Below are 22,364 nucleotides of genomic sequence, written 5' to 3'. Positions count from 1 at the left end.
CGTCACACCGTCGCGACCAGCAGTTCTTCCGCGTTGTTCGGCGGACGCAGGCCATCGGTACGATCGGCGAAGTAGCGGCGCGTGAGATCCGCGGCCGACACATGCTCGGCCTGCGCAAAGCCCGCTTCGGTCGCGAGCGCGCGGATCTCCGCCGGCATGAAGAAGCTGATGAACGGCGTGCCGCTCGCGCGCGCGCCCTTCGCGGCCAACTCGAGCCCCGGGCGCACGTCCGGATCGGCATGTTCCAGCGGCAGCAGGAAGGTCATCGCGAACGTCGAGCCCGGCGCGAGCGACGCGACTTCGCGCAAGGCCGCCGCGTTCGCTGCATGCGTCAGGTACATGCTGACGCCGGTGGACACCACGACCGCCGGCTTGCCCGCGTCGAACCCCGCGCGCACGAGCGCGTCGCGCCACGACTGCTGCGCCTCGAAATCGACCGGCACGAACCGCAGCCAGTCCGGCACGCCGAAACCGAGCGCGGCCAGGCGACGGCGCTTCCACGCCTGCGGCGCGGGCGGATCGACTTCGAAGACGGTCAGGCGCGCCGCCATCTCGGGCCGGCGCTGCACGAAACTGTCGAGGCCCGCGCCGAGGATCACGTACTGGCTCACGCCCCGCGCGGTCTGCTCGACGACGAGATCCTCGATGAAACGCGCCCGCGCGACGATTGACGCGCGAAACGGCCGCGTGAACTGCGGATCCATGTCGCCGCGCTGCTGCCAGCCCGGCTCCGGCGCGAGCAGGCGCAGGCCGACTTCGTCGGCGAGCACGTGCGGCGGCGCATCGAGTTCGACGTGCAGCGCGCGCCACAGCGCGACGCGCGCGGCGGTGCTGTCGGGGGCGTCCGGATGGAGGTCGGTCATCGCCGCGGCCTCACGCGTTCGGCTTGCCAGGCACCGGGAAGAACTTCGCCGACTTGCCCCGGTTGTGCGTCGTCAGGAACACGGCTTCGATTTGCTCTGATGACATGTCACTCCTCCTTGGTGGACGGCCCGCCCCCCGGTTGCGGCGCGGCCAGGTACGCGCGCAATGCGTCGGCAACCCGCGCGGACAAGGACTGCTCCGATTCGATGGCGCGATGCTTGACCTGCCGGATCGGGCTCAGCGGCAGGTACACGTTGAACTGCTTCACTTCTTCGTCGGTCATGGAGGCCAGCCATGCCAGCAATCTAGCCGACGTCAGTCAGGGAACCGGAATCGGCGGCGTGGCGCGCGGCGGACGTCAACGCCCGCCCATGCCGCCGCACCGCCGCTCGCAACGCGCTCACATGCTGTTCGCCCGCGCCGCCACCCGCGCGAACAGCGCGTCGAGATCGAAGCCGGCCGTATCGATACCGATCGTGTCGCGCAGGCACGCGCCCCACGCCGCGGCGTCGTCGAACGTGACGGTGCGCCCCGCGCCCGCCGCGTCGCGCAGCGTCAGCGCGGTGTTGAACAGCGCCGCGCGGCCGTCCGGCAGCACGCGGCATGCGATCAGGTCGTTCACGAAGATCGATTCGGGATACGTCGACGTGAACCAGTTCGCCGCGTCGTAATCGATCCACTCGGCCGGTTTCAGCGAAAAACGGTAGGTCGTCTGCCAGCCGTCGGGGATCTCGAACTGCATGTCGAATTCGCCGTCGACCGGCGCGTCGACGACGCGAAACGCGCCATGCGGTGTCAGTTGCCGCTCGCCCGGCACGAAGCGCAGCGGCGCGGTCAGCGTCGCGCTGCCGAAGCCGATGTCCGCGAGCCAGGCCGCGCCGTCGAGGTCGATGCGCAGCAGCATGTGCGTCTGCGCGGTGACGATCTCGGGCGGCCGCATCCAGCGCACGCGCGCGATCAGCGGCGTCACGCGAAAGCCGATCGTCGTGAGCGCGGTGTAGAACAGCTTGTTGAGTTCGAAGCAGTAGCCGCCGCGACGACGCCCGATCACCTTGTCGACGATCTCGGGCAGGTCGAGCGCGACACGCGCGCCGGTCAGCGGATTGAGGTTTTCGAACGGGATCGCCTGCGGATGCAGCAGATGCAGCCGGCGCAACACGTCGAGCGTCGGCTCGGCCGGGCCGTCGTAGCCGATGCGGGCGAAGTAGCGCGAGAGGTCGAACGAGTCAGTCATGAACCGGCACCGGGAACGGGGAACACGCAACGATAGCATCGAGCGATATCCCCCACATTGCGCGGGGCCATTCCGGATCGCCGCGCGCGACGCCAGCGCCGCAGCGCCGCCGCGCGCGGTTCGGCAACGTTACGGCAGCAGCTTCAGCGCGGACGACGCGACCGACGGCACCGAAATGCCCTGGCTCGTCGCGAACTGCACGGCCTGACTGAGCGTCGACGTGAGCGACTGCAACTGGCCCGGCGCGCTTTGCGCGATATACGAAGCGGCCTGCATGTTCTGCGGATTCAGGCCCGCCTGCAGCAGCGACGCGGCGCTCGTCGAACCGAGATTGCCGAGCCCCGACTGTAGTTGCGAATACTGCGTGAGGCCCTGGCCGAGCGATGCGAGGCCGTTGCTGAACGCCTGCTTGTCTACCTGGCCGTGCGTGGCGCCGCCGCTCGCGAACGCCTGGCCGAGCGCCTGCGACACCGACTGCTGCGCGCCGCCCATCTGCGACAGCGCGGCCGGCGTCAACGCATTGCCGCCGCCGAGCAGGCCGGCGGCCTGCTGCGCCTGCCCGGCCGCGCCGCTGAGCCCCATCGCCGACGCGAGCGACGACTGGCCGACCAGCACCTGCTGGTTCGCGCCGACGTACGCCTGCAGCAGCTGCGCGACACCACCCTGCGCAGGTGCGGCCTGTTGCTGCCCGGCGCCGAGCAGCGCCGATCCGATCGACTGCAGGTCGAGCTGCGCATGCGCGGTGCCGCTCACGCCCAGCAGGATGCCGATAGCGATGCCCGCCGATGCCAGGTGCTTGCCCGTCGCGCCAATGTGCTTCATCTGTTGTTTCCCTCGTGCCCGAATCATTGAGGTCAACATTTTCGAAGCGCGTCGCGCGCCGCCGCAACGACTGAAACACATCGAAACGAAATCGCCGGCCGCGGCCGCTTGCAATTCCGCCGCTGTCTCACGTCGGCGTGCGCATTCATCGGTGTTTGCCGCGCGATATCAAGCGCGCATCAGGATTCGTTCCTTGTCGGCATCAATATTGTTCCGGCCGGGTTCCGGCGTCGGCGCTGCAATGGGCGTTAGGGTTATGCCGCCATCCAGCCCGGCAACCGCTGGCCGACCCAGTCGGCCGCCTGCTCGTAGCCGCGCGCGAGCTGCAGCACCGCGAGATCGGCACGCGGCCGGCCGATCAGCTGCATCCCCATCGGCAGTCCGGCGTCGTTGAAGCCGACCGGCACGCTGATCACCGGGCAGCCGGCCAGCGTCCACGGCACGACCGTTTCCATCCAGCGGTGGTAGGTGTCCATCGTGCGGCCCGCGATTTCCTTCGGCCAGCGCTGGTCGACGTCGAACGGGAATACCTGCGCGGTCGGCGCCGCGATGAAGTCGTAGCGATCGAAGAAGCTCAGCACGGCCTGATGCCATGCGGTGCGCTCGATGCTCGCGTCGAACACCGCCGCGCCCTGCATCGCGAGCAGCCCTTCGACCTCGTAGATCGCCTCGGGCTTCAGCAGCGCGCGCCGCGCCGGATCGCGATAGTGCGCGAGCAGCCCGCCGCCGGACAGCAGATGCCGATGCGCGAGCCACAGGCGCCAGATCCGGTCCGGCGCAAACGCCGGCAGCGCGGCATCGACGTCGCAGCCGATCTCGCGCAGCGTCGCGAGGCCCTTTTCGCACTGCGCGAGCACGCCCGGCTCGGTCGCGAGATAGCCGTTCCAGTCACCGACCCACGCGATGCGCTCGCCGCGCAGGTCCTTGTCGAGCGGCTTCGCGAACAGGGCCGGATCCTCCGCGAGCGACAGCGGATCGTTCGGGTCGTAGCCGGCCTGGATCGCGAGCAGTTGCGCGACGTCGCCGACCGTGCGGCCCATCGGCCCTTCGATGCCGAGCTGCTGCATGTACACGTCGACGCCCGGCCAGCGCGGCACGCGGCCCTGCGACGGACGGAAGCCGTAGATGTTGCAGAACGCGGCCGGATTGCGCAGCGAGCCGCCGAAGTCACTGCCGTCCGCGACCGGCAGCATCCGCGCGGCCAGCGCCGCGGCCGTGCCGCCGCTGCTGCCGCCCGCGCTCTTGGTCAGGTCGTACGGATTGCGCGTCGCGCCGTAGATTTCATTGAACGTATGCGAACCGAGGCCGAACTCCGGCGTATTGGTCTTGCCGATGAAGATCGCACCCGCCGCGCGCATCCGCCCGACGCCGACCGCATCGGCCTGCGGCACGTTATCGCGGAAGATCGGCGAGCCGTAGGTCGTCCGCAGCCCTTTCGTCATCGCGAGATCCTTCGGCGCCTGCGGCATCCCGTGCAGCCAGCCGTGATACTCGCCGCGGGCCAGCGCGGCATCCTTTTCCGCGGCTTCGGCGAGCAGCATGGCGCGATCGCGCAGCGAGACGAGCGCATTCACCGCGCCATTCACGCGTTCGATGTGATCGAGATACGCATGCATCGTCTCAACGCAGGAGACCGCCTTGCTGCGGATCGCCGACGCGAGCTCGCCGGCCGGCAGGCGCACGATCGGGTCGACGGTGATGGATGCGGGAGCAAGAAGCTGCGGGGCGCCATGCGGCATGCGAGGTCTCCTGGAATCGGAATGGAATGACGGGCCGCGTGGCGGCGGCGGTCCGTTCCGAGCAGCTGTGAGCGGCCGGGAGGGACCGCGCCGCGGCCGATGCACTACTCTACGCGACGCCGAATGGCCGACCTCCGATATTTTCCGCAGCGATTCATTGAGGATTCGACTAAATCGGCGCGCAGGCCCTCGGGATTACCCGCACTGAGCCGCCAGCCCGCCCGGCAGGCCGACCGGCCGATGAAAACGTTTATGCGCATAAACTTAAATTTCTTATATTTCTATCAGGTGCTGCCCGACCCGGTGCGCGTTGACGATCTTTTTACGCCGCCGCCCGGACTCTTTAGGTCGCGCCATCCGGTCACGCGCTACGCTGGAAGCCTGTCGATCCCGAGGCACCCTCGATGCTCAAGCTGCTGGTTCCGGTCGGCCACTCGCCCCGCTCGCTTCAGGCGGTTCGTCACGCGACATTCCTGTATCGCGAACGCTGCGCGTCGGAGATCGTGCTGATCAACGTACAGGCGCCGCTCGAAGCGACTCGGCTCGAGGCGTTTCACCCGCTGTCGCGGCTGCGCGCGATCGAGGACAAGTTTGCGTGCGACGATCTGGCAATGGCCGAGCGGATGGTGCAGGAGGCCGGCGCCCGGTACAGCGTCGTGAAGAAGGTCGGGCCGGTGGCCGACACGATCGCGGCCGTGGCGGCCGAGACCGGGTGTGACGAAATCGTCGTCGTCGCGCCGCGGCACGATCCGTTTCACATGCTGCTGTCGATGTTCCGTCGCAGCGTGATGGCGCGACTGGTGCGGATTTCGAATGTGCCGGTGACGGCGGTGCAATGAGCCGTGCAGCTCAACGGTTGCGTCGTCGCGGGGTTCGCCGCGTCCCGCATTGCGCTGCTTCACCGCGCACACGGCGACGCGCGCCAGCCGGATCACATGGACATCACGGACCCGCTTCGGCGGGTCGTTGCTTTGCCGATGCCGCGTGACGGCTGTATCCGGTGCGCAGGACAGCGCTTACTTGATGACCTTGCGCCAGAACACGAGATAGGTCGCGGCGGAAGAGGCGACCAGCAGAATTGCCCACATCGGTGCCAGACTGATCAGGACGGAAGACACGTTAAGCATTTGGATTCCTCACTATTTCGATAGCGATGTTCAACACATACCTGCTTCACCAGGAACCGGTGCGCTCATCGCTCGCCGCACATCGCGTTCCGTTAAAACATGCATTCATGCTATCGCTTTGACTGCCGGTGCGACCGTCTCGCCCTGCTCGTACCCTGACATTCGTCAAACTCGCGCCAATCGCGCTCCGGTGCGGCCGGCCACCGCCCTTTTCCTCGTTCGCGCGGCAGAAAACAGGACGCGATCACCCCGGGGCCAGCCTCGATTTCAGCAGACGTTTACCGGGGGAAGTCCCAAGTGCTTTGCGAAACGTGTCCGCGTTACGCTTGAGCGACGAGGAGACGAACCATGAGACGAGTTGTACACATCGCTTTTTTCGCGCTGCTGGCCTACCTGATCGGCGATCGGGCGCTGCTGCATGCGCAAGGCCGCGACGCCAGCCCGACGGCGTGCTCGCAGGGTGCCGAGCAGGTGAAATACGACGCGCTCAGCCGGGGCTTCGGCAGCGCGGCAGCCAGCAGCCAGAGCGAGGCATTCATGTCCGGCTGCCTGGTGACCGGGCGCGGCAACCAGGATGTCGCGATGGCGAACAACTGACACGCACCGGAAGACCTGCGGGTTGCGTGTCCGTCATGTCGCGCGAGCTGAAGTCGCATCGGCTTGCGGTGTTCGCCGTCAGGGGCCCGCTCGATGCTTCGACGGACGTGGGTACGGGTGCCGGCGACGTCCAGGGTTCGCACGCGATCCGCGCACGATGAACGCCTGCCGACCCGGCCCGCCGCCTACATGGCATGCGGGTCGAAATAGGCCTCCCATGTGAGGGGATCGGCCGCGAACCCCGCGCCCCGCTTCAACACGGCCCGCGCTTCGTCCACGCTCGAATGCTCGAGCATCGCGACAAACAGGTTGAAATACGTGTTCCTGTCCGTCGACCCCAGATGGATGGCCTCGACCAGATACTCGCGTGCTTCGGCATACAAGCGAAGGCCGCACAGCACGGCCCCCAGGCAGGTCAAGACGGCGATATCGTCGGGGTTGTCGTCGAGCGCCCGCTCGAGCAGGGTCCGGGCTTCTCCAAGCAGCACGTCGTACGGCGTCGGGTCATCCGTCCAGGTTCGAGCGACGCAGTTTCGCGCCGCAGCAACAAGCATCCTGCCCTGATCGTTCACATTTGCCTCGTCACGCATGCAACGACGTTTCGGTTCGTCGCGTCGAATCGGCTGTCGCCAGCGTCCGGCCACAACGCGTGCGGTTGTTCACCCTTCACGCTGCCCCGCCCCGGATCATCAGTTCGTTGAATCCGGTGACCGCGTCCGGCTCACGGGAGAAACGATGCGCGGGCAACGTGACGAGCAATATCTCGGCGGTCGTGCGCACCACGCAACCGCTCGCGACGTGTCCACCCGATACACGGCCCTGTGCGTCGGACACCGACATATGCAGATGAGCGCCGTCCGGCGATACCGAACCGGCAAGCGTGAGTATTTCGAGGTCGGCGCGCAATTCGGTCGGTGCGTCGACGCCTGCGAAGCGCAACTGCGCGACGCTCAGGCTGCCGATTCCCTGGATGACGAATGCCGCGTGTGCGCCGAGCCGATGCAATGCGTGCTCGATGGATGCGCGCAGATCGTCGCCGGGGGAAAGACGCAGAGGATGGGCTTGCATGGTCGATATTCCGCTCGTTGACCTGGTGTCGACCAAGCGTACGTTCGGCCATGCAATCCCGCAAGTCGTGCACCTGAAGAAATGCCGCGCCCGCGTCACCGCGATGCGCGGCACGTGCGTCATACGGTAAACCGCTCGCTCGCGAACTGCGCATCCGGTATGCCGGCCGCGACGGCAACTTCCCGCGCCCCCTCCACGAGCGGCGGCGGCCCGCACACGTAGAGATCCGGCGACCCGCCGGCCTCGCCGAGCGCCACGCGCAGCGCATCGACCGGCGTACCGCGAAACCCGGACCAAGCCGCGCCCGGCCGCCACACGCACGCATCGACCCGCAATTGCGGCAACTCGGCCTGCAGTCGTTCCAGCTCGTCGAGCATGAACAATTCGCGATCCTCATTGACGCCGAAGAACAGCCGCGCCTCGTCCATCTCCTGATACTCGGCCATGCGCCGCAACATCGACAGGATCGGCGCGAGGCCCGTGCCGCCCGCGACGAACCAGCGCGGCCGCAGGCTGTCCGCGAACAGGCCGAACCCGCCCATCGGCACGCGCACGGTCAGCGGGTCGCCGGGCCGCGCCCGCTCGCGCAGGTAGGTCGAGAACCAGCCTTGCGGCCGCAGCCGGATCAGGAATTCCAGCCGCCCGTCCCAGTTGCGCGTGTTCGCGAGCGAATACGGCCGGCGCAAGCCGCTGCCCGGCACCTCGAGCTCGGCGAACTGACCTGCTTCGAACTCCGCCGCCGCACCGAACGCGTCGTCGGGCTCGAGCTGCAGCTCGACGCGCATCGTGTCGCGCGCGATCGTGTCGAGCGCCGCGATCCGCGCGGTGCGCACCGGCACCGGATGAAGCAGCACCTTGCTCCGATCGTACGGCGCGGCGACCCGCAGATCGCCGAGCGGCGTCGTCCGGCACAGCAGCACCGTGCCGGGCTGGCCGGCCGGCAACGCGGCGGCGCTGTGCGCCTGCATCTCGTACGGGCCGTCGACGACGGTCGCCTGGCACGCACCGCAACTGCCGCGCCGGCATTGCGACGGCAGCGTGATATCGGCCTGCGCCGCCGCCGCGAGCAAGTCCTGGCCGGGCTCGCAGTCGAAGCCGAACGGCTGGCCGTCGCGCGTCGTGATCTCGATTCGATAGCTCATCGAACCATCCGGCTCACGCAGCCTTGCGGGCCAGCGCCGCGGCAAGATCGGCACCAGCCTCGCCGATCGGCTGGATCCCGAACTGCTCGACCAGCACCGCAAGCACGCCCGACGTGATGAACGCCGGCAGCGTCGGCCCGAGGCGGATGTTGCGGATGCCGAGCGCGAGCAGCGTCAGCAGCACGGCCGCCGCCTTTTGTTCGAACCACGAGATGACGAGCGACAGCGGCAGGTCGTTCACGCCGCACTCGAACGCGTCGGCAAGTGCGGTCGCGATCCGGATCGCCGAATAGCTGTCGTTGCACTGCCCGACGTCGAGCAGGCGCGGAATGCCGCCGATGTCGCCGAACGCGTGCCGGTTGAAGCGGTACTTGTTGCAGCCGAGCGTCATCACGACCGTATCGTCGGGTGCCTGCTCCGCGAACTCGGTGTAGTAGTTGCGGCCCGGCGCCGCGCCGTCGCAGCCGCCGATCAGGAAGAAGTGGCGGATCTGTCCGGCCTTCACCGCGTCGATCACCTTGTCTGCGACGCCCAGCACCGCATGCCGGCCGAAGCCGACGGTGATCGTCTCCGCCGGCGCGGTGGCCAGATAACCGGGCAGCGCCTGCGCCGCGCGGATCAGCATCGAGAAATCGTGCGCTTCGAGATGCCGCACGCCGGGCCAGCCAACCGGCCCGGTCGTGAAGATCCGCTGCCGGTATTGCGGCTGCGGCTCGATGATGCAGTTGGAGGTCATCAGGATCGGCCCGGGGAAATGCGCGAAGTCGCTCTGCTGGTCCTGCCACGCGCCGCCATAGTTGCCGGCCAGGTGCGGGAACGCCTTCAGCGCCGGATACGCATGGGCCGGCAGCATTTCGCCGTGCGTGTAGACCTGGATGCCGGTGCCCGCCGTCTGCTCGAGCAATGCATGCAGATCGCCGAGATCGTGGCCCGATACGAGGATCGCCTTGCCCGCCACCGGCGACACGCGCACCGCAGTCGGCTGCTGCTCGCCGAAGCGGCCGGTGTTCGCGTGGTCGAGGAGCTCCATCACCGTCAGGTTCAGGCGGCCGAGATCGAGCGCCTGCCCGAGCAGCGCGTTGACGTCGTCGGGTTCATCCGCGAGGAACGCGAGTGCCGCCTCGACGCCCTCGTAGATATCGTCGCGCTCGTAGCCGAGCACCCGCGCATGATGCGCATACGCGCACACCCCCTTCAGGCCGTACAGCACCAGCGCACGCAGCCCGACGATATCCGCGCCCACCGTGTCGAGGCCCGCGTCGATGCCGACGCTCGCCGCCTGCGCCAGCAAGCCGGCCAGATCGCCCGCCGGCTGCCACGCGGCCGGCCCCTGCAGCACCGGCACCGCGATTCCAGCGGCCCGTGCGTGTGCTTCGCACGCGGCCTTCACGCGATCGCGCGTCTGCGCCGCTTCACGCAGCAGCGCGACGAAGCGCGTCGCATGGAAGTTCACGTTGGTCAGCGTGGTGAACATCGCGTACAGCACGAACCGGTCCGCGTCGCGGTCGGGCGCGCCCATCGTGCGCGCGATCGCGCCGTACTGCGCGATGCCCTTCACCGCATGAACCAGCAGGTCCTGCAGGTCGGCCGTCGTCGCGTCCTTGCCGCAGTTGCCCTTCGCCGATGCGCAGCCGGGCCGTGCGCCGGTCCGGTCGGTCTGTTCGCATTGATAGCAAAACACGGTGCTCTCCTTTCTCGATCATGGGGGCGCGGGTCGGCGCGATCGGCGGCGGGAATCATGTTCCGGGCCGCCGGGCATCCCGCCCGCTTCAAGATGCGTGTTCTATGCATCTTTTTCATGATGTTTCGGCGCGGCTTCGGCCACCGTGACGCAGATCAAGAAACCGCCCGCGCGCGGTGGGACAACTTGTCGCTACGCCTGCCCGCCAGCCGGCGCGGCGCGTGCCGGTTCGTTTTCGTCATCCGCGCAGTCGATGCCCCAGTCGCCGTATCGATACCAGTCTTCGCCGAGCAGTTCGCACGGGTGCTGGGTGCGGCTGGAGCCGTTGCCGCAACGCATGGCATGCGTCGGGCAGTAGTTGTCGCATCCCCAGCAGATCCGTTCCGGATGCAGGGGATGCAGCGGAAATTTCTTGGCCATGGTTCGTCGTCCCGGTGTCGTTGTGCCCGCTACCGTTCGACTCTAGTCCGCGCGGCGAATGATGCCGATGCGGCATTCGTTCGCACCTGCGCCGCCGCGCTACCCGCGATGCTCGCTCGCGAGCAGCCCGTACAGCGCGCTGTCCGACACCTCGTCGCCGACGATCCAGCGTTCGCGCAGCACGCCTTCCCTGACGAAACCGAGCCGCTCGAGCAGCCGTGCCGACGCGACGTTGCGCGGATCGATGTCCGCCTCGATCCGGTTCAGGCGCAGCGTATCGAACGCGTGCGCGATGAGCGCCGACGCCGCTTCGCGCATATACCCGCCGCGCCAGTATCGGCGACGCAGGCTGAAGCCGATCTCGGCACGCCGGCATTGCTCGTGCGCATGAAACAGCACGCATTCGCCCAACACCTCGCCGGTGTCCCGCGCTTCAAGCACGCAGACGAGATCCTGCCCGCTGGCGGTCGTCGCCAGGTTGCGCGCAACGCGCTCGACGGCCTGTTGCAGGTCCGCGAGCGGTGCGAACGAGAAATAGCGCATCGCTTCCGCATCCGACCAGATGTCGAACAACGCGTGCACGTCCGCTTCGCGAAGCGGACGCAGAACGAGGCGGGACGTATGCAGCGTGACGGGTTCGAACATGGGCATCGCGACGGCCGGATGAAAAACGGGATCGTGAATTAGAACACGCACGCCGCTGGGCGGCTATCGCGCGTGCCCGCCCTGCCCGGCACCGGCATGTCACTGTCGCGCACCCCGAAAACGAAACGGCCCGGACATCGTCCGGGCCATTCGCGTCAGCCGTTGCTGCCGGCCGCGCTTACGCTTCCAGCGCTTCGAGCACCTTCCCCTTCGTCTCGATCCCGACGAAGTGGACAGTCACCGCCGCGATCAGCGGCACGACGCCGATCAGGTAGAACGCCGGCGCGAGGTTGCCGCCGATGATCGCGTGCGGCACGATCATCGGCGCGGCGAACGACGCGATCTTCAGCCATGCGCTGCCGAGCCCGCAACCGGACGCGCGGATGCTCGTCGGATACTGTTCCGGCGTATAGACGTACGCGGTGATGAACCCCGACGCCATCAACCCGAGCGACAGCGAGCAGAAGACCGCGACGACATACACCGACGACGCGTGATAGATGCCCGCGAGCGCCAGCGACAGCGCGCACAGCACGAACGACCACACGATCACCGGCTTGCGGCCGAGCTTGTCGACCAGCAGCGCAGAGGCGAGCGAGCCGAACACACCCATCACCGAGCCGATCACGGCAAGGTTCAGCGCGAGCTGCAGCGGCGCGTGATAGAAGTTCTTGTAGATCGTCGGCAACCACGTGGACAGCCCGTACTGGATGAACCCGCAGGTTGCCCACAGCGTCGCCACGGCGAGCGTACGCTTGCGATACGCGGCGCTGAACAGGTCGCTCATCCGGCGCTTCGGATGCTGGCGCACCATCTCGTCGAACGCGGCAACCTGCGTGACCGGCGGCAGCTCGCCGCGCACCGACGCTTCGAATACGCCCACCGCGCGCCCGGCTTCCGCGAGCCGTCCGCGCGACGCGAGCCAGCGCGGCGACTCCGGCACGACACGCGTGAGCACCAGCGCGAGGATCAGCGGCAGCCCGCCGACGAAGTACATGATCTCCCAGCCGAACCGCGGCACGAGCCACGCGCCGAGCGCCATCGACACCAGCAGGCCGATCGGGAACACGATTTCGTACAGCAGCACGAAGCGGCCGCGGCCGTGGGCACGCGTGATCTCGTTAATATAGGTCGCCGCGACCGGCAGTTCGCCGCCGAGCCCGAGCCCCTGCAGGATCCGCAGCAGCACGAACACCTCGAACGTCGGCGCGAACCCGCACGCGATGCTGGTGATGCCGATCACGGCCGAGCTCCACGCGATCGCCTTCACGCGGCCATGCTTCTCGGCGAGCGCCGGAAACAGGAACGCGCCGATCAGCTGGCCGATCGCGCCGGACGCGATCAGCATGCCGATCTGCGTCGGCGACAGCCCCCACTTGTGAATCAGCAGCGGCAGCGTCGCCGCGATCGTGATCACGTCGAAGCCGTCGAAGAACGTCGCGGTGCCGATCAGCACGCGCGCGCGGATCTGCATCGAGTTGGCCGGAAGCCGCTCGAGCCGCGCGATGATCGCGCCGGGCGTGGAGGCGGCAGCTTCCGTCGTGGCCCTGCCGGCCACGACGTTGTCGAAAGTGCTCATGCGGGGTGTCTCCTGGATCTTTGTACCGGCTTGGCCGGTCAGGCAAGCGCTTTGGACGTGTCTGCCAGGGCTTCCGTATCGACTGCCCGGCCCTGGTTCATCCACTTGCGCGCGAGCTTCAGCTCACGTGCGTTGTTCACGGCGATGACACCTCTCACATGCCCGTCGCCCACAAAAAACAGCGTCGCACGGCGCGCGGCGAGATCGCCGCGCACGACGAGCTGCGCATCCGCCGGCAGATCGCCGAGGATCTGCAGGTTCACGTCGTACTGATCGGACCAGAACCACGGAATCTCCGCATACGGCGCGCGCACGCCGAGCACGGCCTTCGCGGCCGCGATCGCCTGGTTCTGCGCGTTCGCCCACGATTCGAGCCGCACGCGCCGCTTCAGCCAGCCGTTGTGATGGTTCGCGACGTCGCCGCACGCGAAGATCGCCGGGTCGCTGGTCGCGCCGAATTCGTCGACGACGATCCCGTCGTCGAGCGCCAGCCCCGCGTCGCTCGCGAGCGACGCATTCAGCGCGAGACCGATGCCGGCCACCGCGAAATCGGCGTCGATCGTCGTGCCGTCCGCGAGCGTCGCGCGCACCTTCGATGCGTCGTCCTGCTGCACGTCGAGCGATGCGAGCGCCGCGCCGAGACGCACGTCGACGCCGTTCGCGCGGTGCAGGTCGAGCAGGAAGTCCGACACGATCTGCGGCACCGAGCGCCCGCACAGGCGCGGCGCACCTTCGACGACGACCGCCTCGACGCCGAGCTTGCGCGCGGTCGCCGCGACTTCGAGGCCGATCCAGCCGCCGCCGATCACGAGCACGCGCCGGCTCGCGCGCAGCTTCTCGCCGAGCGCGGCCGCTTCGTCGAGCGTGCGCAGGTAATGCAGGTTCGGCGTCTTGACGATCGCATCCGGCAAGCGGCGCGACGTGCCGCCGGTCGCGATCACGAGCCGGTCGTATTCGATCTCGCGGCCGCTTTCGGTCTTCACCACGCGGCGTGCCCGATCGATCGACGCCGCGCGTTCCGGCTGCCACGCCTCGACATTCAGCGTGTCGAATTCGTCCGGGCGCACGACGCGCACCGTCTCGATGTCGGCATCGCCGGCCAGCACGGCCTTCGACAGCGGTGGGCGCTCGTACGGCAGGTGCGGTTCATCCGCGATCATCACGAGGCGGCCCGCGAAGCCTTCCGCGCGCAGCGTCTTCAGCACCCAGCCTGCAGCCTGGCCGCCGCCGATCACGACGACCGTGCCCGGCGCGGCCGACTCCGGTGTGTTCGCTTCGGTCATGATTTGCGCTCCGTCATGAACTTGCCTTCCGGCGCCTTCGCGTTCTTCTGCCGGCGCGTGTTGCCGTCGAGGCCGCCGTCGACGGCCCATTCGGCGAACACGGTCGGGCCCGGTTCGAATTCGCGCGGCTGCCATTCGGGCGTCAGCACGTCTTCGTCCGCGTAGTACTCGATCAGCGCGCCGGCCGGATTCTGGAAGTACCAGAAGTACGCGGACGACACCGGGTGACGACCCGGGCCGAGCTGCGTTTCCCAGCCGCAGCGGTCGATGTGCATGCCGCCGCCGAACACTTCGTGGATGTCGCGCACGGTGAACGCGACGTGGTTCAGGCCGCGCTTGCCATTCGGCAGCGCGAGCAGGAACAGGTCGTGGTGGCCGCCGTGCGGCGCGCAGCGCATGAACGCGCCGCGGCCCGGGTAGCGGTCCGACGTCTCGAAGCCGAGTAGCTCGTGATAGAACTTTTCCTGCGCGTCGAGGCAGTTCGTGAAGAACACGACGTGTCCGACCTCGACCGGCTCGGCGCGCGCGTAGATCGGGCTCGGCTGGTCGACCCGCACCGTCTGGCCCCACACGTTCGACGGCGAGCCGGTGATGTCGAGTGCACGCTTGCGCGTCACCTCGATGCGGATCGCCATCCCGTTCGGATCAATGCAGCCGACCGCATCGTCCTGCGCGTAATAGCCGGGCTGGCCGGCCAGCTTCGTGCGCAGCGCGTCGACTTCCTGCTGCGTCGCGACGCCCCACGTGACTTCACGCAGCGTCGGGCCCGCTTCGAACGCGGGCGGCAGCGACGGATCGTCGGCCTTCACGACCAGCACGGTGCAGCCGTTCAACGTTTCGAAGCGTGCGCGCGTGTCGTCGTGCGCGACTTCCTTCAGCCCCCAGTCGGCGAAAAAGCGCCGGCACGTCGCGAGGTCGTCGACACCGTACGTGATCTGCTCGATACCCAAGATGCTCATTGCGTCATTCCCCTTCGCTCAGTTCGCCCACGGCAGCGGCGCGTCGTTCAAGCCCCAGTAGAGGCTCTTCTGCTGCATGTACTCGCGGATGCCGAGACGCCCCTTCTCGCGTCCCATTCCGCTCTCCTTCCAGCCGGAGAACGGCGTGGAGATCGAGAACAGCTTGTACGTGTTGATCCAGACGGTGCCCGTCTCGAGCGCACGCGCGGTGCGCCACGCGCGCTTGTAGTCGCGCGTCCAGATACCGGCGGCGAGACCGAACACGCTGTCGTTCGCCTGGGCGATCAGCGACGCTTCGTCGTCGAACGGCATCGCGACCAGCACCGGCCCGAAGATTTCTTCCTGGCAGATGCGTGCGCTGTTCGGCAAGCCTTCGAGAATCGTCGGCTGATAGAAGAAACCGTCCTCGCGCCCGTCGCCCGACGGCCGCTCGCCGCCGCACAGCAGGCGGCCGCCTTCTTCCAGCCCGAGCGCGACGTAGCGCTCCACCGACTCGCGATGCTTCGCGGTGATCAGCGGGCCCATCTGCGTGTCGGGCCGCGTCGGGTCGCCCACGCGCAGCTTGCGTGCGCCGGCCACCAGCCGCTGCATGAATTCGTCGTACACCGCGCGCTGCACGAACAGGCGCGAACCCGCGATGCAGGCTTCTCCCGACGAACTGAAGATGCCGTACAGCACGCCGTTGACCGCGTGATCGAGATCCGCGTCGTCGAACACGATCGTCGGCGACTTGCCGCCGAGTTCCAGCGACACGGGCATCAGCTTTTCGGCCGCGATGCGCGCGATGCCGCGGCCGACTTCGGTGCCGCCGGTAAACGACACCTTCTTCACGAGCGGATGACGCACCAGCACGTCGCCGATCACCGAGCCCTTGCCCGGCAGCACGCTCAGCACGCCCTTCGGCACGCCGGCTTCCTCGCAGATGCGGGCCAGCGCGAGCGACACGAGCGGCGTGACTTCGGCCGGCTTGAGCACCACCGCGTTGCCGCCGGCGAGCGCCGGCGCGAGCTTCTGCGCGTCGGACGCGATCGGCGAGTTCCACGGCGTGATCGCCGCGATCACACCGATCGGCTCGTGCACGCTCATCGTCAGGTAATCGCCGCGCGACGGCGTCAGTTCCTCGTCGAGCGTTTCGAGGCAGGCCGCGAAATAGCGGAACGTGTTGGCCGCGCTGGCCACCAGCACGCGCGTCTCGCCGATCGGCTTGCCGTTGTCGCGGCGCTGCAGGTTCGCGAGCGCCTCGTGACGCTGCATGATCAGGTCGGCGATCCGGTACAGCACCAGCGCGCGCTGGTGCGGCTTGAGCCCGGCCCAGTCGGCGCGACGCCACGCGGCATCGGCAGCCACGACGGCTTCGGCCGCGTCTTCCGCGTTCGCTGTCGAAACTTCCATGTTCAGCGACTGGTCGGCCGGATAGATGCTCGCGAAAGGCGCGCCACGGCCGCGCCGCCACTCGCCGCCGATCAGGATGTCGCCGTTGGGTACGAGGCTCGTATCGAATGGAGTCATGTCACAAGTCCCACAAATCTGTCTCTGCACAGCTGCCCGCGCCGTGGCGCAGGCGGCCGTTCAATGGCCCGAATGGCCGGGTCGACCGGGCGGTCCGCTCAGATCACGCAGCGGGCCGCGCGATTGCGCAGCGCGCGGATCGCGCTGTACGCGGTCAACGCGGAAGTCTTCGGGTTGTCGGGCAACGGCTTGCCGCTCATTTCGAGCGACATCTCGCCGAATGCGCCGCGTGCGGTAATGCGGTGCACGTTGCGCTCGACGGCCGGATCGGCAATCAGGCGCACGCGCGTCGCGTCGAGGCCGAGGCCCGCCAGCGCAACCGTCGCCGCGACGTTTGCGTTCTTCGGGTACAGCCGCGCGGCGTCGCGTGCGGTGCCTTCGAAGATCACCTTCTCTTCGGTCATCGCACGCAGGTCGCACAGTTCCTCGGCGGGCGTGCCGAGCCAGCCGAGCGGCGGCTTGCGGCCGACGTACAGCACCTCGTCGAGGCCGCCCTGCTTTGCCGACGCCAGCGCGTCGATCCCGCCGATCGCGCCGGACAGCAGCGTCACGGTGGCATCGCCTTCGTCGGCAGCCTGCGACAGCACGTCGAGCAGAGCGAGATCGGACAGCGCGCCGATCGACGCGACCGCGCAATCGGTGCCGGCCCTCAGCAGCGGCACGACGTGATCGACGAGCGCACTGTGGCCCGCGCATTCGAGCGCGAACTCGGGGCGGCGGGCCAGCGCGTCGACCGACGACACGACCTCCACCGCACCGCCGAGCTCACGCTGCACCGCGTCGCGCTGGTGCTCGGGCACGATCACGTGCGCGACGCGCAACGACGCATCGTGCTCGACCGCGTGATACACGGCGGCACCGATCGCGCCGAAGCCGATCATCGCGACGTCGACGGGCGCATGCCCGTGTCCGTGGCCGTGGTGGCGTCCGTTAAGCATATTGGCGCTCCGACGGCGCTTCCTTCTTCACCGGCGGGCCCGCGAATGCCGACGTGAACGAGCCGACCGACAGCATGTCGACTTCGACCATCACCGGGCCTTCCTTCGCGATCCCTTCGCGCACGATCGCTTCCGCCTGGTCGAGCGACGTGATCCGGTAGTGCGTGAGGCCGAAGCTCGCGCAGAACTGCGCGAAATCGGGCTGGTGCAGTTGCACGAAGCAGCGGCGGCCGCCGTAGTGCGCGTCCTGGATGTTGCGGATCACGCCGTAGCACTGGTCGTTCATCAGCACGATCATCACGTTCGCGTTTTCCTGCACGGCCGTCACGAGTTCGCCGACGTTGACCATCAGGCCGCCGTCGCCGACCAGGCAGACCGTCTTCGCCGCCGAGCCGGCCAGCGCCGCGCCGATGCCCATCTGGATGCCCTGGCCGATGCCGCCGCCGAGCGCATGCACGCCCGCGCGCGGTTCGAAGATCTTCAGCAGGCGGTTGCCCCACGTGCTGTTCGAGATCGTTACGTCGCGCACCCAGTTGTAGTCGCGGCCCACCGCGCCCTGCAACGTGTCGACCAGCTTCTTGTACGGCCCGAGGCCCTCCGCCACACTGGCGACGGCCTGCTCACGCGCCGCCGCGAGGTCGGCCGCGAACTGCGGATCGACGGACAGGCGGCCTTCGAGGCGATCGGCCAGCTCGGCCAGCACGCGCTTCGAATCGCCGTGCACGAACAGCTCGTTGCGATAGCCGCGGTTGTCGGCGAGCGCATCGGCGTCGACGCGGAACAGCGGCTGCGGCAGCGCGAGCTTGTACTTCAGCGTCTCGTTGCCGCGCAGGCGCGAGCCGACCACGACGAGCGCGTCGCAGGTCTTGTAGAACGCTTCGACGGATGCGTGGACGTTGAACGCGCCGAGCGTCGCCGGATGATCTTCCGGCAGCACGCCGCGGCCCTGCACGCTCGTCACGACGCCGAAACCGAGCTTGACCAGGCGTTCGACTTCCGCACGCGCATGACGCGCGCCGCCGCCGAGCCACAGCAGCGGACGGCGCTTGGCCGCCAGCGCGTCGGCGAGCTTCGCGACGCGTGCGTCGTCGTGTTCGCGCACCGCGACATGTGCGGGTGCGAGGTCTTCCGGCCATTCGATTTCAGCGGCCTGGATGTCGATCGGAATCTCGACCGACACGGGGCCCGTCGGCGCGGTCTGCGCGATGCGCACCGCTTCGCGGATCGTCGGCAGCACGGTTTCGACCGTACGCACGCGGAACGCGGCCTTCGAGATCGCGTCGAGCATCGTCAGCTGGTCCGGCGCTTCGTGGATGTATGCCAGATCCTGGTCCAGGTACGGCGTCTCGATCTGCCCGGTGATGTGCAGCAGCGCCGTGCCGGCCGTCAGGGCCTCGACCATCGCGCCGGCCGCGTTGCCCGCCGCCGTGCCGGTGCTCGTGAACGCGACGCCCAGGCCGCCCGACACGCGAGCCAGGCCGTCGGCCATGTTCACCGCGCCCGCTTCACCGCGCGCGCCGACATACCGGATGTTGCCGCGCGAGTTGATCGCGTCGAGGATCGGCATGTTGTGGATCGAGATGACACCGAATGCGGTTTTGACGTCGCACTGCTCGAGAAAGGCGGCAATCAGCTCGCCAACCGTGGTTTTTTTAGACATGGCGTGCAAAACCTCCAGAAACGTCGATATGGCTGCCCGTCGTATAGGACGACAGATGCGTTGCGAGATAAAAAAGTGCCCAGGCTGCCTCGTCGGGCTTGCCGAAGCGGTTCAGCGGAATGTTCTTGTTGCGGGCGAGCGCGCCCGTCCAGTCTTCCCAGCTTTCGCCGGCTTGCGCCTGCGCTTCGTAGCGGCGGCGCCACTGCCCCGACTCGACGATGCCGATCAGGATCGAGTTCACGCGGATGCGCTGCGGCGCCAACTCGGTCGCGAGCGACTTCACGAGGCTCAGCACGCCCGCGCGCGCCGACGACGTCGCGACCATGTGCGGTTCCGGCTGCAGCGCGAGCAGGGAGTTCACGCAGGTGATCGTCGGCGCCTGCGCGTCGCGCAGCAGCGGCAGGAACGCGCGGGTCGGGCGGATGATGCTGAAGTACTTCAGCTCGAGCTCTTCGCGCCATGCGTCGTCGGTCGTTTCCGCGAAGGTCGACACGCGGCCCTGGCCTGCGTTGTTGACCAGCATGTCGGCCCGGCCGAAGCGCTCGGACACGGCCTGCGCGAATGCGGCCACGTCGGCTTCGTCGAGCACGTTGCAGCGCACGGCGAGCAGTTGCGCGCCCGGATATTTTTCGCCGAGCATCGCTTCGGCGCGCGCGAGGCGCTCGCCGTCGCGGCCGCAAATCGCGACCGACGCGCCGGCCTGCAGGAACCGTTCGGCAGTCGCGAGGCCGATGCCGGACGAACCGCCCGTCACCACCGCCACCTGCCCGGTCAGATCGATCTGAATCATCGCAGTCCTAAAGCTTTGAGAAACGTGTGCTCGTCGTCCGAGCGGTAATTGAGCCGCCGCGACAGTTCCGCCGCCGCGCGCTGCACCTTGTCGATCAAGCCATCGGCGATCAGCGCCGCGTCGATCTCCGGCCGCGGCACCGTCACCGTGATGCACGCGACGATCTTCTGCGTGTCGTTGCGCACCGGCGCCGTGACCACCGAGATGCCGCGCTCGAACGACGAATTGCTGACGCCGTAGCCGCGCAGCGCATCCTCGCGGATCACTTCATACAGCGCGTCGACCGATTCCGGCGTCGCGCTCGTCATCCGGTTCAGCGTGCCTTCCGGATACAGCGCACGCAGCGCCTGAAGCGACAGGTCGCCCATCAGCACGTGGCCGTGGGTCGTCGCATGCGCGGGCAGCCGCGTGCCGACGTTCACGCGAATCGAGCTGAACACCGGCGACTGGCTCTGCGCCTTCGCGACGAACACCACGTCGCGGCCGTCGCGGATCACGATGTGCGTCGTGAAGCCGGTCGCGTCGCGCAGGCTCTCGATCACCGGCAGGCCGAGATCGGTCAGCTCCAGCGAGCTCAGGTATTCGAAGCCGAGCCGCAGCACGGCGATGCCCAGCTTGTAATTGCGATCCTTGTCCGCGCGCTCGAGAAAGCCGAGCGATTCGAGCGTCTGCAGCAGACGGAACACCGTCGTGCGCGGAATCCCGAGGCGCTTGGACAGTTCCGGCGCGCCGAGCACCGGCTCGCGCGGCGAGAATTCGGCGAGGATCCGCAGTCCGCGTTCGAGGCCAGGCACCACGTAGTTGGCCTCGGACTTCGCGTTATCTGCGTCCTGTTGTTGCAACGGTTCGCTCATTCCAGACCCCGTTGACGGTCGCATTGACGACAGAACGTGTCGATCAGCGACGAATAGACTGCCGGCGCCTCCACGTACCCCGCATGACCGGCCTGCGGAATCACCTGCAGCCCGACGTGCACGGCCGCGGCGATCCGCTCGCATGCGGCCGGCGGCGTGATCGCGTCGTTCGCGCCGACCGCCACCGCCGTGCGGCCGCGAAAGCCGGCGAGATCGGACGCGAGATCGGCGTTCGCGAGCAGATGCGTGGCCTGCGCGTAGCCGGCCGGCACGATGCGTGCCATGTTCCAGCGCACCCACGCACGCGCATCCTCGCTCGCGAAGCCCGACAGCATGTTGCCGCTGCGCTGCTCGGCGAGCCCGGCCGGGCCGAGTTCGTCGAGCATCGCCAGCCGCGCATCGCGGCGCGTGTCGCGCGTTTCGGCGGGCGCGCTGCCGTAGCCGCCCGCGGGCGAGATCAGCAACAGCCCGGCGATCCGCGCGGGCATCACGCGGGCCAACCCGCCCGCGATGATCGCGCCGAGCGAATGCCCGACCAGCACGCAGCGTTCGATGCCGAGTGCCTCGAGCCACGCGTTCAGCGACGCCGCGTAATCGGCGGCCGCCGGCGACGCGCCGTGCACGGGGGTCGACACGCCGTAGCCGGGCGCATCCCACGCGAGCACGCGGCGCGACGCGCCGAGCGTGTCGAGCTGGCGCACCCACGACGCGGCACCCGAGCCGATCCCATGCAGCAGCACGACGGGCAACGCGTGGCCCGCATGCTGCGCGCCGGCCTCGCGATAACCGATCGTGCCCGCCGCGCCGGCTGCGCCGCGCTGTTCGGGAAACTGCCCGAGCAGCGCTGCGAATGCCGCGGTGCGGTCGCGTTCACGTTTGTCGATGACACTCATGGCTTGCTCCGCTCCGTCTCAGCGCTTGATCTTCGCGAGCGGCGAATCCGGCGGATAGGTCGGCGTGATGGGCTTCGACGAACCGAGCATCACGCACATCAGCGCATCTTCCTCACCGATGTTGATTTCCGTGCGATACACGCCCGGCGGCACCGAGATCAGGTCGCGCTCGCCGAGGATCGCTTCCCAGGTCTCGCCGTCGCGCTCGCAGATCACCTTCATCTTGCCGCGCAGCACGAAGAAGATTTCCTCGACGTCGATGTGGATGTGGCTCGGGCCGATGTTGCCGGCCGGGATGACCATCGTCGAGAACGTGAAGTTGCCGGCCGGCACCGTGTTGACGTCCTTCGCGACGCCCGTGCCGCCGGTGCCGACGTAGCGCATCTGCGCACGGCGGTACTTCGGGTCGTAGTCGGCCTGGAACTTCAGCGCGTCCCAGTCGTAGCGCCGCGTTTCGTAGCGCGCGACACGCCCTTCCATCCAGTCGCCGAAGCTTGCGTCTTCCGGCTGGTCCCACGACTTGCGTTCGAGATCTGCGTCCGCCATCGTCCTCTCCTTCA

At 68.1% G+C, this 22,364-nt stretch carries 23 protein-coding genes and 1 pseudogene; 2 read left to right on the top strand and 22 right to left on the bottom strand.

Features of this window, described 5'->3' with window-relative positions:
- Positions 1 to 2: 2 nt before the first annotated feature.
- The 6 genes and pseudogenes from GEM_RS18785 to GEM_RS18765 all read right to left on the bottom strand — a co-directional run bounded on the left by GEM_RS18785 (position 3) and on the right by GEM_RS18765 (position 4,659).
- Positions 3 to 863: a class I SAM-dependent methyltransferase gene (locus GEM_RS18785; protein ID WP_014898952.1), complete on the bottom strand. Its 861-nt coding sequence runs from the start codon at positions 861 to 863 to the stop codon at positions 3 to 5.
- A gap of 25 nt (positions 864 to 888) precedes the next feature.
- Positions 889 to 969 (bottom strand): annotated as a pseudogene (locus GEM_RS32525) (VOC family protein); the annotation flags it as partial.
- Position 970: 1 nt separating this feature from the next.
- The gene (locus GEM_RS18780) at positions 971 to 1,147 is read right to left on the bottom strand and encodes a hypothetical protein (protein ID WP_014898950.1); all 177 of its coding nucleotides are present in this window, start codon (positions 1,145 to 1,147) and stop codon (positions 971 to 973) included.
- Positions 1,148 to 1,264: 117 nt separating this feature from the next.
- Positions 1,265 to 2,098 carry an arylamine N-acetyltransferase family protein gene (locus GEM_RS18775; protein ID WP_014898949.1) on the bottom strand — a complete coding sequence of 278 codons (834 nt, stop codon included), beginning with the start codon at positions 2,096 to 2,098 and terminating at the stop codon, positions 1,265 to 1,267.
- A gap of 129 nt (positions 2,099 to 2,227) precedes the next feature.
- Positions 2,228 to 2,920, bottom strand: coding sequence for a hypothetical protein (locus GEM_RS18770; RefSeq protein WP_014898948.1), 693 nt, complete (start codon positions 2,918 to 2,920; stop codon positions 2,228 to 2,230).
- Between the two features lie 254 nt (positions 2,921 to 3,174).
- Entirely contained in the window at positions 3,175 to 4,659 is a 1,485-nt protein-coding gene (locus GEM_RS18765) for an amidase (RefSeq protein ID WP_014898947.1), read from the bottom strand.
- A 404-nt stretch (positions 4,660 to 5,063) separates the two neighbouring features.
- On the opposite strand from GEM_RS18765, the gene GEM_RS18760 reads away from it, so the two are divergent.
- Together GEM_RS18760 and GEM_RS18755 are read left to right on the top strand one after the other, a co-directional pair.
- Positions 5,064 to 5,498, top strand: coding sequence for a universal stress protein (locus GEM_RS18760; RefSeq protein ID WP_014898946.1), 435 nt, complete (start codon positions 5,064 to 5,066; stop codon positions 5,496 to 5,498).
- 636 nt (positions 5,499 to 6,134) lie between these two features.
- Positions 6,135 to 6,383 carry a hypothetical protein gene (locus tag GEM_RS18755; protein ID WP_014898944.1) on the top strand — a complete coding sequence of 83 codons (249 nt, stop codon included), beginning with the start codon at positions 6,135 to 6,137 and terminating at the stop codon, positions 6,381 to 6,383.
- 185 nt (positions 6,384 to 6,568) lie between these two features.
- Here the strand turns inward: GEM_RS18755 and GEM_RS18750 are convergent, their stop codons facing one another.
- The 16 genes from GEM_RS18750 to GEM_RS18675 form a co-directional block, all read right to left on the bottom strand.
- The gene (locus GEM_RS18750; RefSeq protein WP_051138002.1) at positions 6,569 to 6,973 is read right to left on the bottom strand and encodes a hypothetical protein; all 405 of its coding nucleotides are present in this window, start codon (positions 6,971 to 6,973) and stop codon (positions 6,569 to 6,571) included.
- Positions 6,974 to 7,049: 76 nt separating this feature from the next.
- The gene (locus GEM_RS18745) at positions 7,050 to 7,451 is read right to left on the bottom strand and encodes a PPC domain-containing DNA-binding protein (protein WP_014898942.1); all 402 of its coding nucleotides are present in this window, start codon (positions 7,449 to 7,451) and stop codon (positions 7,050 to 7,052) included.
- A gap of 119 nt (positions 7,452 to 7,570) precedes the next feature.
- A complete protein-coding gene (locus GEM_RS18740; RefSeq protein WP_014898941.1) occupies positions 7,571 to 8,593 on the bottom strand; it encodes a 2Fe-2S iron-sulfur cluster-binding protein in 1,023 nt (340 codons plus the stop codon).
- A 13-nt stretch (positions 8,594 to 8,606) separates the two neighbouring features.
- Positions 8,607 to 10,274, bottom strand: a complete 1,668-nt coding sequence (gene hcp, locus GEM_RS18735; protein ID WP_014898940.1) for a hydroxylamine reductase — start codon at positions 10,272 to 10,274, stop codon at positions 8,607 to 8,609.
- Between the two features lie 192 nt (positions 10,275 to 10,466).
- Positions 10,467 to 10,694, bottom strand: coding sequence for a DUF3079 domain-containing protein (locus GEM_RS18730; protein ID WP_014898939.1), 228 nt, complete (start codon positions 10,692 to 10,694; stop codon positions 10,467 to 10,469).
- A gap of 99 nt (positions 10,695 to 10,793) precedes the next feature.
- Positions 10,794 to 11,345: a GNAT family N-acetyltransferase gene (locus GEM_RS18725; protein ID WP_014898938.1), complete on the bottom strand. Its 552-nt coding sequence runs from the start codon at positions 11,343 to 11,345 to the stop codon at positions 10,794 to 10,796.
- 172 nt (positions 11,346 to 11,517) lie between these two features.
- The gene (locus GEM_RS18720) at positions 11,518 to 12,918 is read right to left on the bottom strand and encodes an MFS transporter (protein ID WP_014898937.1); all 1,401 of its coding nucleotides are present in this window, start codon (positions 12,916 to 12,918) and stop codon (positions 11,518 to 11,520) included.
- Between the two features lie 38 nt (positions 12,919 to 12,956).
- On the bottom strand, positions 12,957 to 14,201 hold the full coding sequence (locus GEM_RS18715) for an NAD(P)/FAD-dependent oxidoreductase (protein WP_014898936.1): 1,245 nt from the start codon (positions 14,199 to 14,201) through the stop codon (positions 12,957 to 12,959).
- Positions 14,198 to 15,160: a VOC family protein gene (locus GEM_RS18710; protein WP_014898935.1), complete on the bottom strand. Its 963-nt coding sequence runs from the start codon at positions 15,158 to 15,160 to the stop codon at positions 14,198 to 14,200. The genes GEM_RS18715 and GEM_RS18710 overlap by 4 nt, the downstream gene beginning before the upstream one ends.
- A gap of 18 nt (positions 15,161 to 15,178) precedes the next feature.
- On the bottom strand, positions 15,179 to 16,669 hold the full coding sequence (locus GEM_RS18705) for an aldehyde dehydrogenase (RefSeq protein ID WP_014898934.1): 1,491 nt from the start codon (positions 16,667 to 16,669) through the stop codon (positions 15,179 to 15,181).
- Positions 16,670 to 16,767: 98 nt separating this feature from the next.
- Positions 16,768 to 17,607, bottom strand: coding sequence for an aspartate dehydrogenase (locus GEM_RS18700; protein WP_014898933.1), 840 nt, complete (start codon positions 17,605 to 17,607; stop codon positions 16,768 to 16,770).
- Positions 17,600 to 19,267 (bottom strand): thiamine pyrophosphate-binding protein, encoded by a 1,668-nt coding sequence (locus GEM_RS18695; protein ID WP_014898932.1) that lies wholly within the window; start codon positions 19,265 to 19,267, stop codon positions 17,600 to 17,602. Before GEM_RS18695 ends, GEM_RS18700 begins: the two co-directional genes overlap by 8 nt.
- Entirely contained in the window at positions 19,260 to 20,057 is a 798-nt protein-coding gene (locus GEM_RS18690; protein WP_014898931.1) for an SDR family oxidoreductase, read from the bottom strand. Before GEM_RS18690 ends, GEM_RS18695 begins: the two co-directional genes overlap by 8 nt.
- Positions 20,054 to 20,911, bottom strand: coding sequence for an IclR family transcriptional regulator (locus GEM_RS18685; protein ID WP_014898930.1), 858 nt, complete (start codon positions 20,909 to 20,911; stop codon positions 20,054 to 20,056). Before GEM_RS18685 ends, GEM_RS18690 begins: the two co-directional genes overlap by 4 nt.
- Positions 20,908 to 21,804 (bottom strand): alpha/beta fold hydrolase, encoded by an 897-nt coding sequence (locus tag GEM_RS18680; protein WP_014898929.1) that lies wholly within the window; start codon positions 21,802 to 21,804, stop codon positions 20,908 to 20,910. The genes GEM_RS18685 and GEM_RS18680 overlap by 4 nt, the downstream gene beginning before the upstream one ends.
- Before the next feature lie 18 nt (positions 21,805 to 21,822).
- Positions 21,823 to 22,350, bottom strand: coding sequence for a cupin domain-containing protein (locus GEM_RS18675; RefSeq protein WP_014898928.1), 528 nt, complete (start codon positions 22,348 to 22,350; stop codon positions 21,823 to 21,825).
- Between the last annotated feature and the right edge of the window lie 14 nt (positions 22,351 to 22,364).

Source organism: Burkholderia cepacia GG4 (assembly GCF_000292915.1).
In the GTDB taxonomy this organism is placed as follows: domain Bacteria; phylum Pseudomonadota; class Gammaproteobacteria; order Burkholderiales; family Burkholderiaceae; genus Burkholderia; species Burkholderia cepacia_D.
This window is presented reverse-complemented; position numbering and strand designations above follow the sequence as displayed.

Bases quoted from the DNA above. Each gene is read 5' to 3' on its own strand.
- GEM_RS18760 (WP_014898946.1), top strand. From the start codon at position 5,064: ATGCTCAAGCTGCTGGTTCCGGTCGGCCACTCGCCCCGCTCGCTTCAG.
- GEM_RS18710 (WP_014898935.1), bottom strand. From the start codon at position 15,160: ATGAGCATCTTGGGTATCGAGCAGATCACGTACGGTGTCGACGACCTC.
- GEM_RS18770 (WP_014898948.1), bottom strand. From the start codon at position 2,920: ATGAAGCACATTGGCGCGACGGGCAAGCACCTGGCATCGGCGGGCATC.
- GEM_RS18720 (WP_014898937.1), bottom strand. From the start codon at position 12,918: ATGAGCACTTTCGACAACGTCGTGGCCGGCAGGGCCACGACGGAAGCT.
- GEM_RS18690 (WP_014898931.1), bottom strand. From the start codon at position 20,057: ATGATTCAGATCGATCTGACCGGGCAGGTGGCGGTGGTGACGGGCGGT.
- GEM_RS18725 (WP_014898938.1), bottom strand. From the start codon at position 11,345: ATGCCCATGTTCGAACCCGTCACGCTGCATACGTCCCGCCTCGTTCTG.
- GEM_RS18785 (WP_014898952.1), bottom strand. From the start codon at position 863: ATGACCGACCTCCATCCGGACGCCCCCGACAGCACCGCCGCGCGCGTC.
- GEM_RS18775 (WP_014898949.1), bottom strand. From the start codon at position 2,098: ATGACTGACTCGTTCGACCTCTCGCGCTACTTCGCCCGCATCGGCTAC.
- GEM_RS18685 (WP_014898930.1), bottom strand. From the start codon at position 20,911: ATGAGCGAACCGTTGCAACAACAGGACGCAGATAACGCGAAGTCCGAG.
- GEM_RS18695 (WP_014898932.1), bottom strand. From the start codon at position 19,267: ATGTCTAAAAAAACCACGGTTGGCGAGCTGATTGCCGCCTTTCTCGAG.
- GEM_RS18755 (WP_014898944.1), top strand. From the start codon at position 6,135: ATGAGACGAGTTGTACACATCGCTTTTTTCGCGCTGCTGGCCTACCTG.
- GEM_RS18740 (WP_014898941.1), bottom strand. From the start codon at position 8,593: ATGAGCTATCGAATCGAGATCACGACGCGCGACGGCCAGCCGTTCGGC.
- GEM_RS18780 (WP_014898950.1), bottom strand. From the start codon at position 1,147: ATGACCGACGAAGAAGTGAAGCAGTTCAACGTGTACCTGCCGCTGAGC.
- GEM_RS18750 (WP_051138002.1), bottom strand. From the start codon at position 6,973: ATGCGTGACGAGGCAAATGTGAACGATCAGGGCAGGATGCTTGTTGCT.
- GEM_RS18675 (WP_014898928.1), bottom strand. From the start codon at position 22,350: ATGGCGGACGCAGATCTCGAACGCAAGTCGTGGGACCAGCCGGAAGAC.
- GEM_RS18715 (WP_014898936.1), bottom strand. From the start codon at position 14,201: ATGACCGAAGCGAACACACCGGAGTCGGCCGCGCCGGGCACGGTCGTC.
- GEM_RS18730 (WP_014898939.1), bottom strand. From the start codon at position 10,694: ATGGCCAAGAAATTTCCGCTGCATCCCCTGCATCCGGAACGGATCTGC.
- GEM_RS18705 (WP_014898934.1), bottom strand. From the start codon at position 16,669: ATGACTCCATTCGATACGAGCCTCGTACCCAACGGCGACATCCTGATC.
- GEM_RS18745 (WP_014898942.1), bottom strand. From the start codon at position 7,451: ATGCAAGCCCATCCTCTGCGTCTTTCCCCCGGCGACGATCTGCGCGCA.
- GEM_RS18700 (WP_014898933.1), bottom strand. From the start codon at position 17,607: ATGCTTAACGGACGCCACCACGGCCACGGACACGGGCATGCGCCCGTC.
- GEM_RS18680 (WP_014898929.1), bottom strand. From the start codon at position 21,804: ATGAGTGTCATCGACAAACGTGAACGCGACCGCACCGCGGCATTCGCA.
- GEM_RS18765 (WP_014898947.1), bottom strand. From the start codon at position 4,659: ATGCCGCATGGCGCCCCGCAGCTTCTTGCTCCCGCATCCATCACCGTC.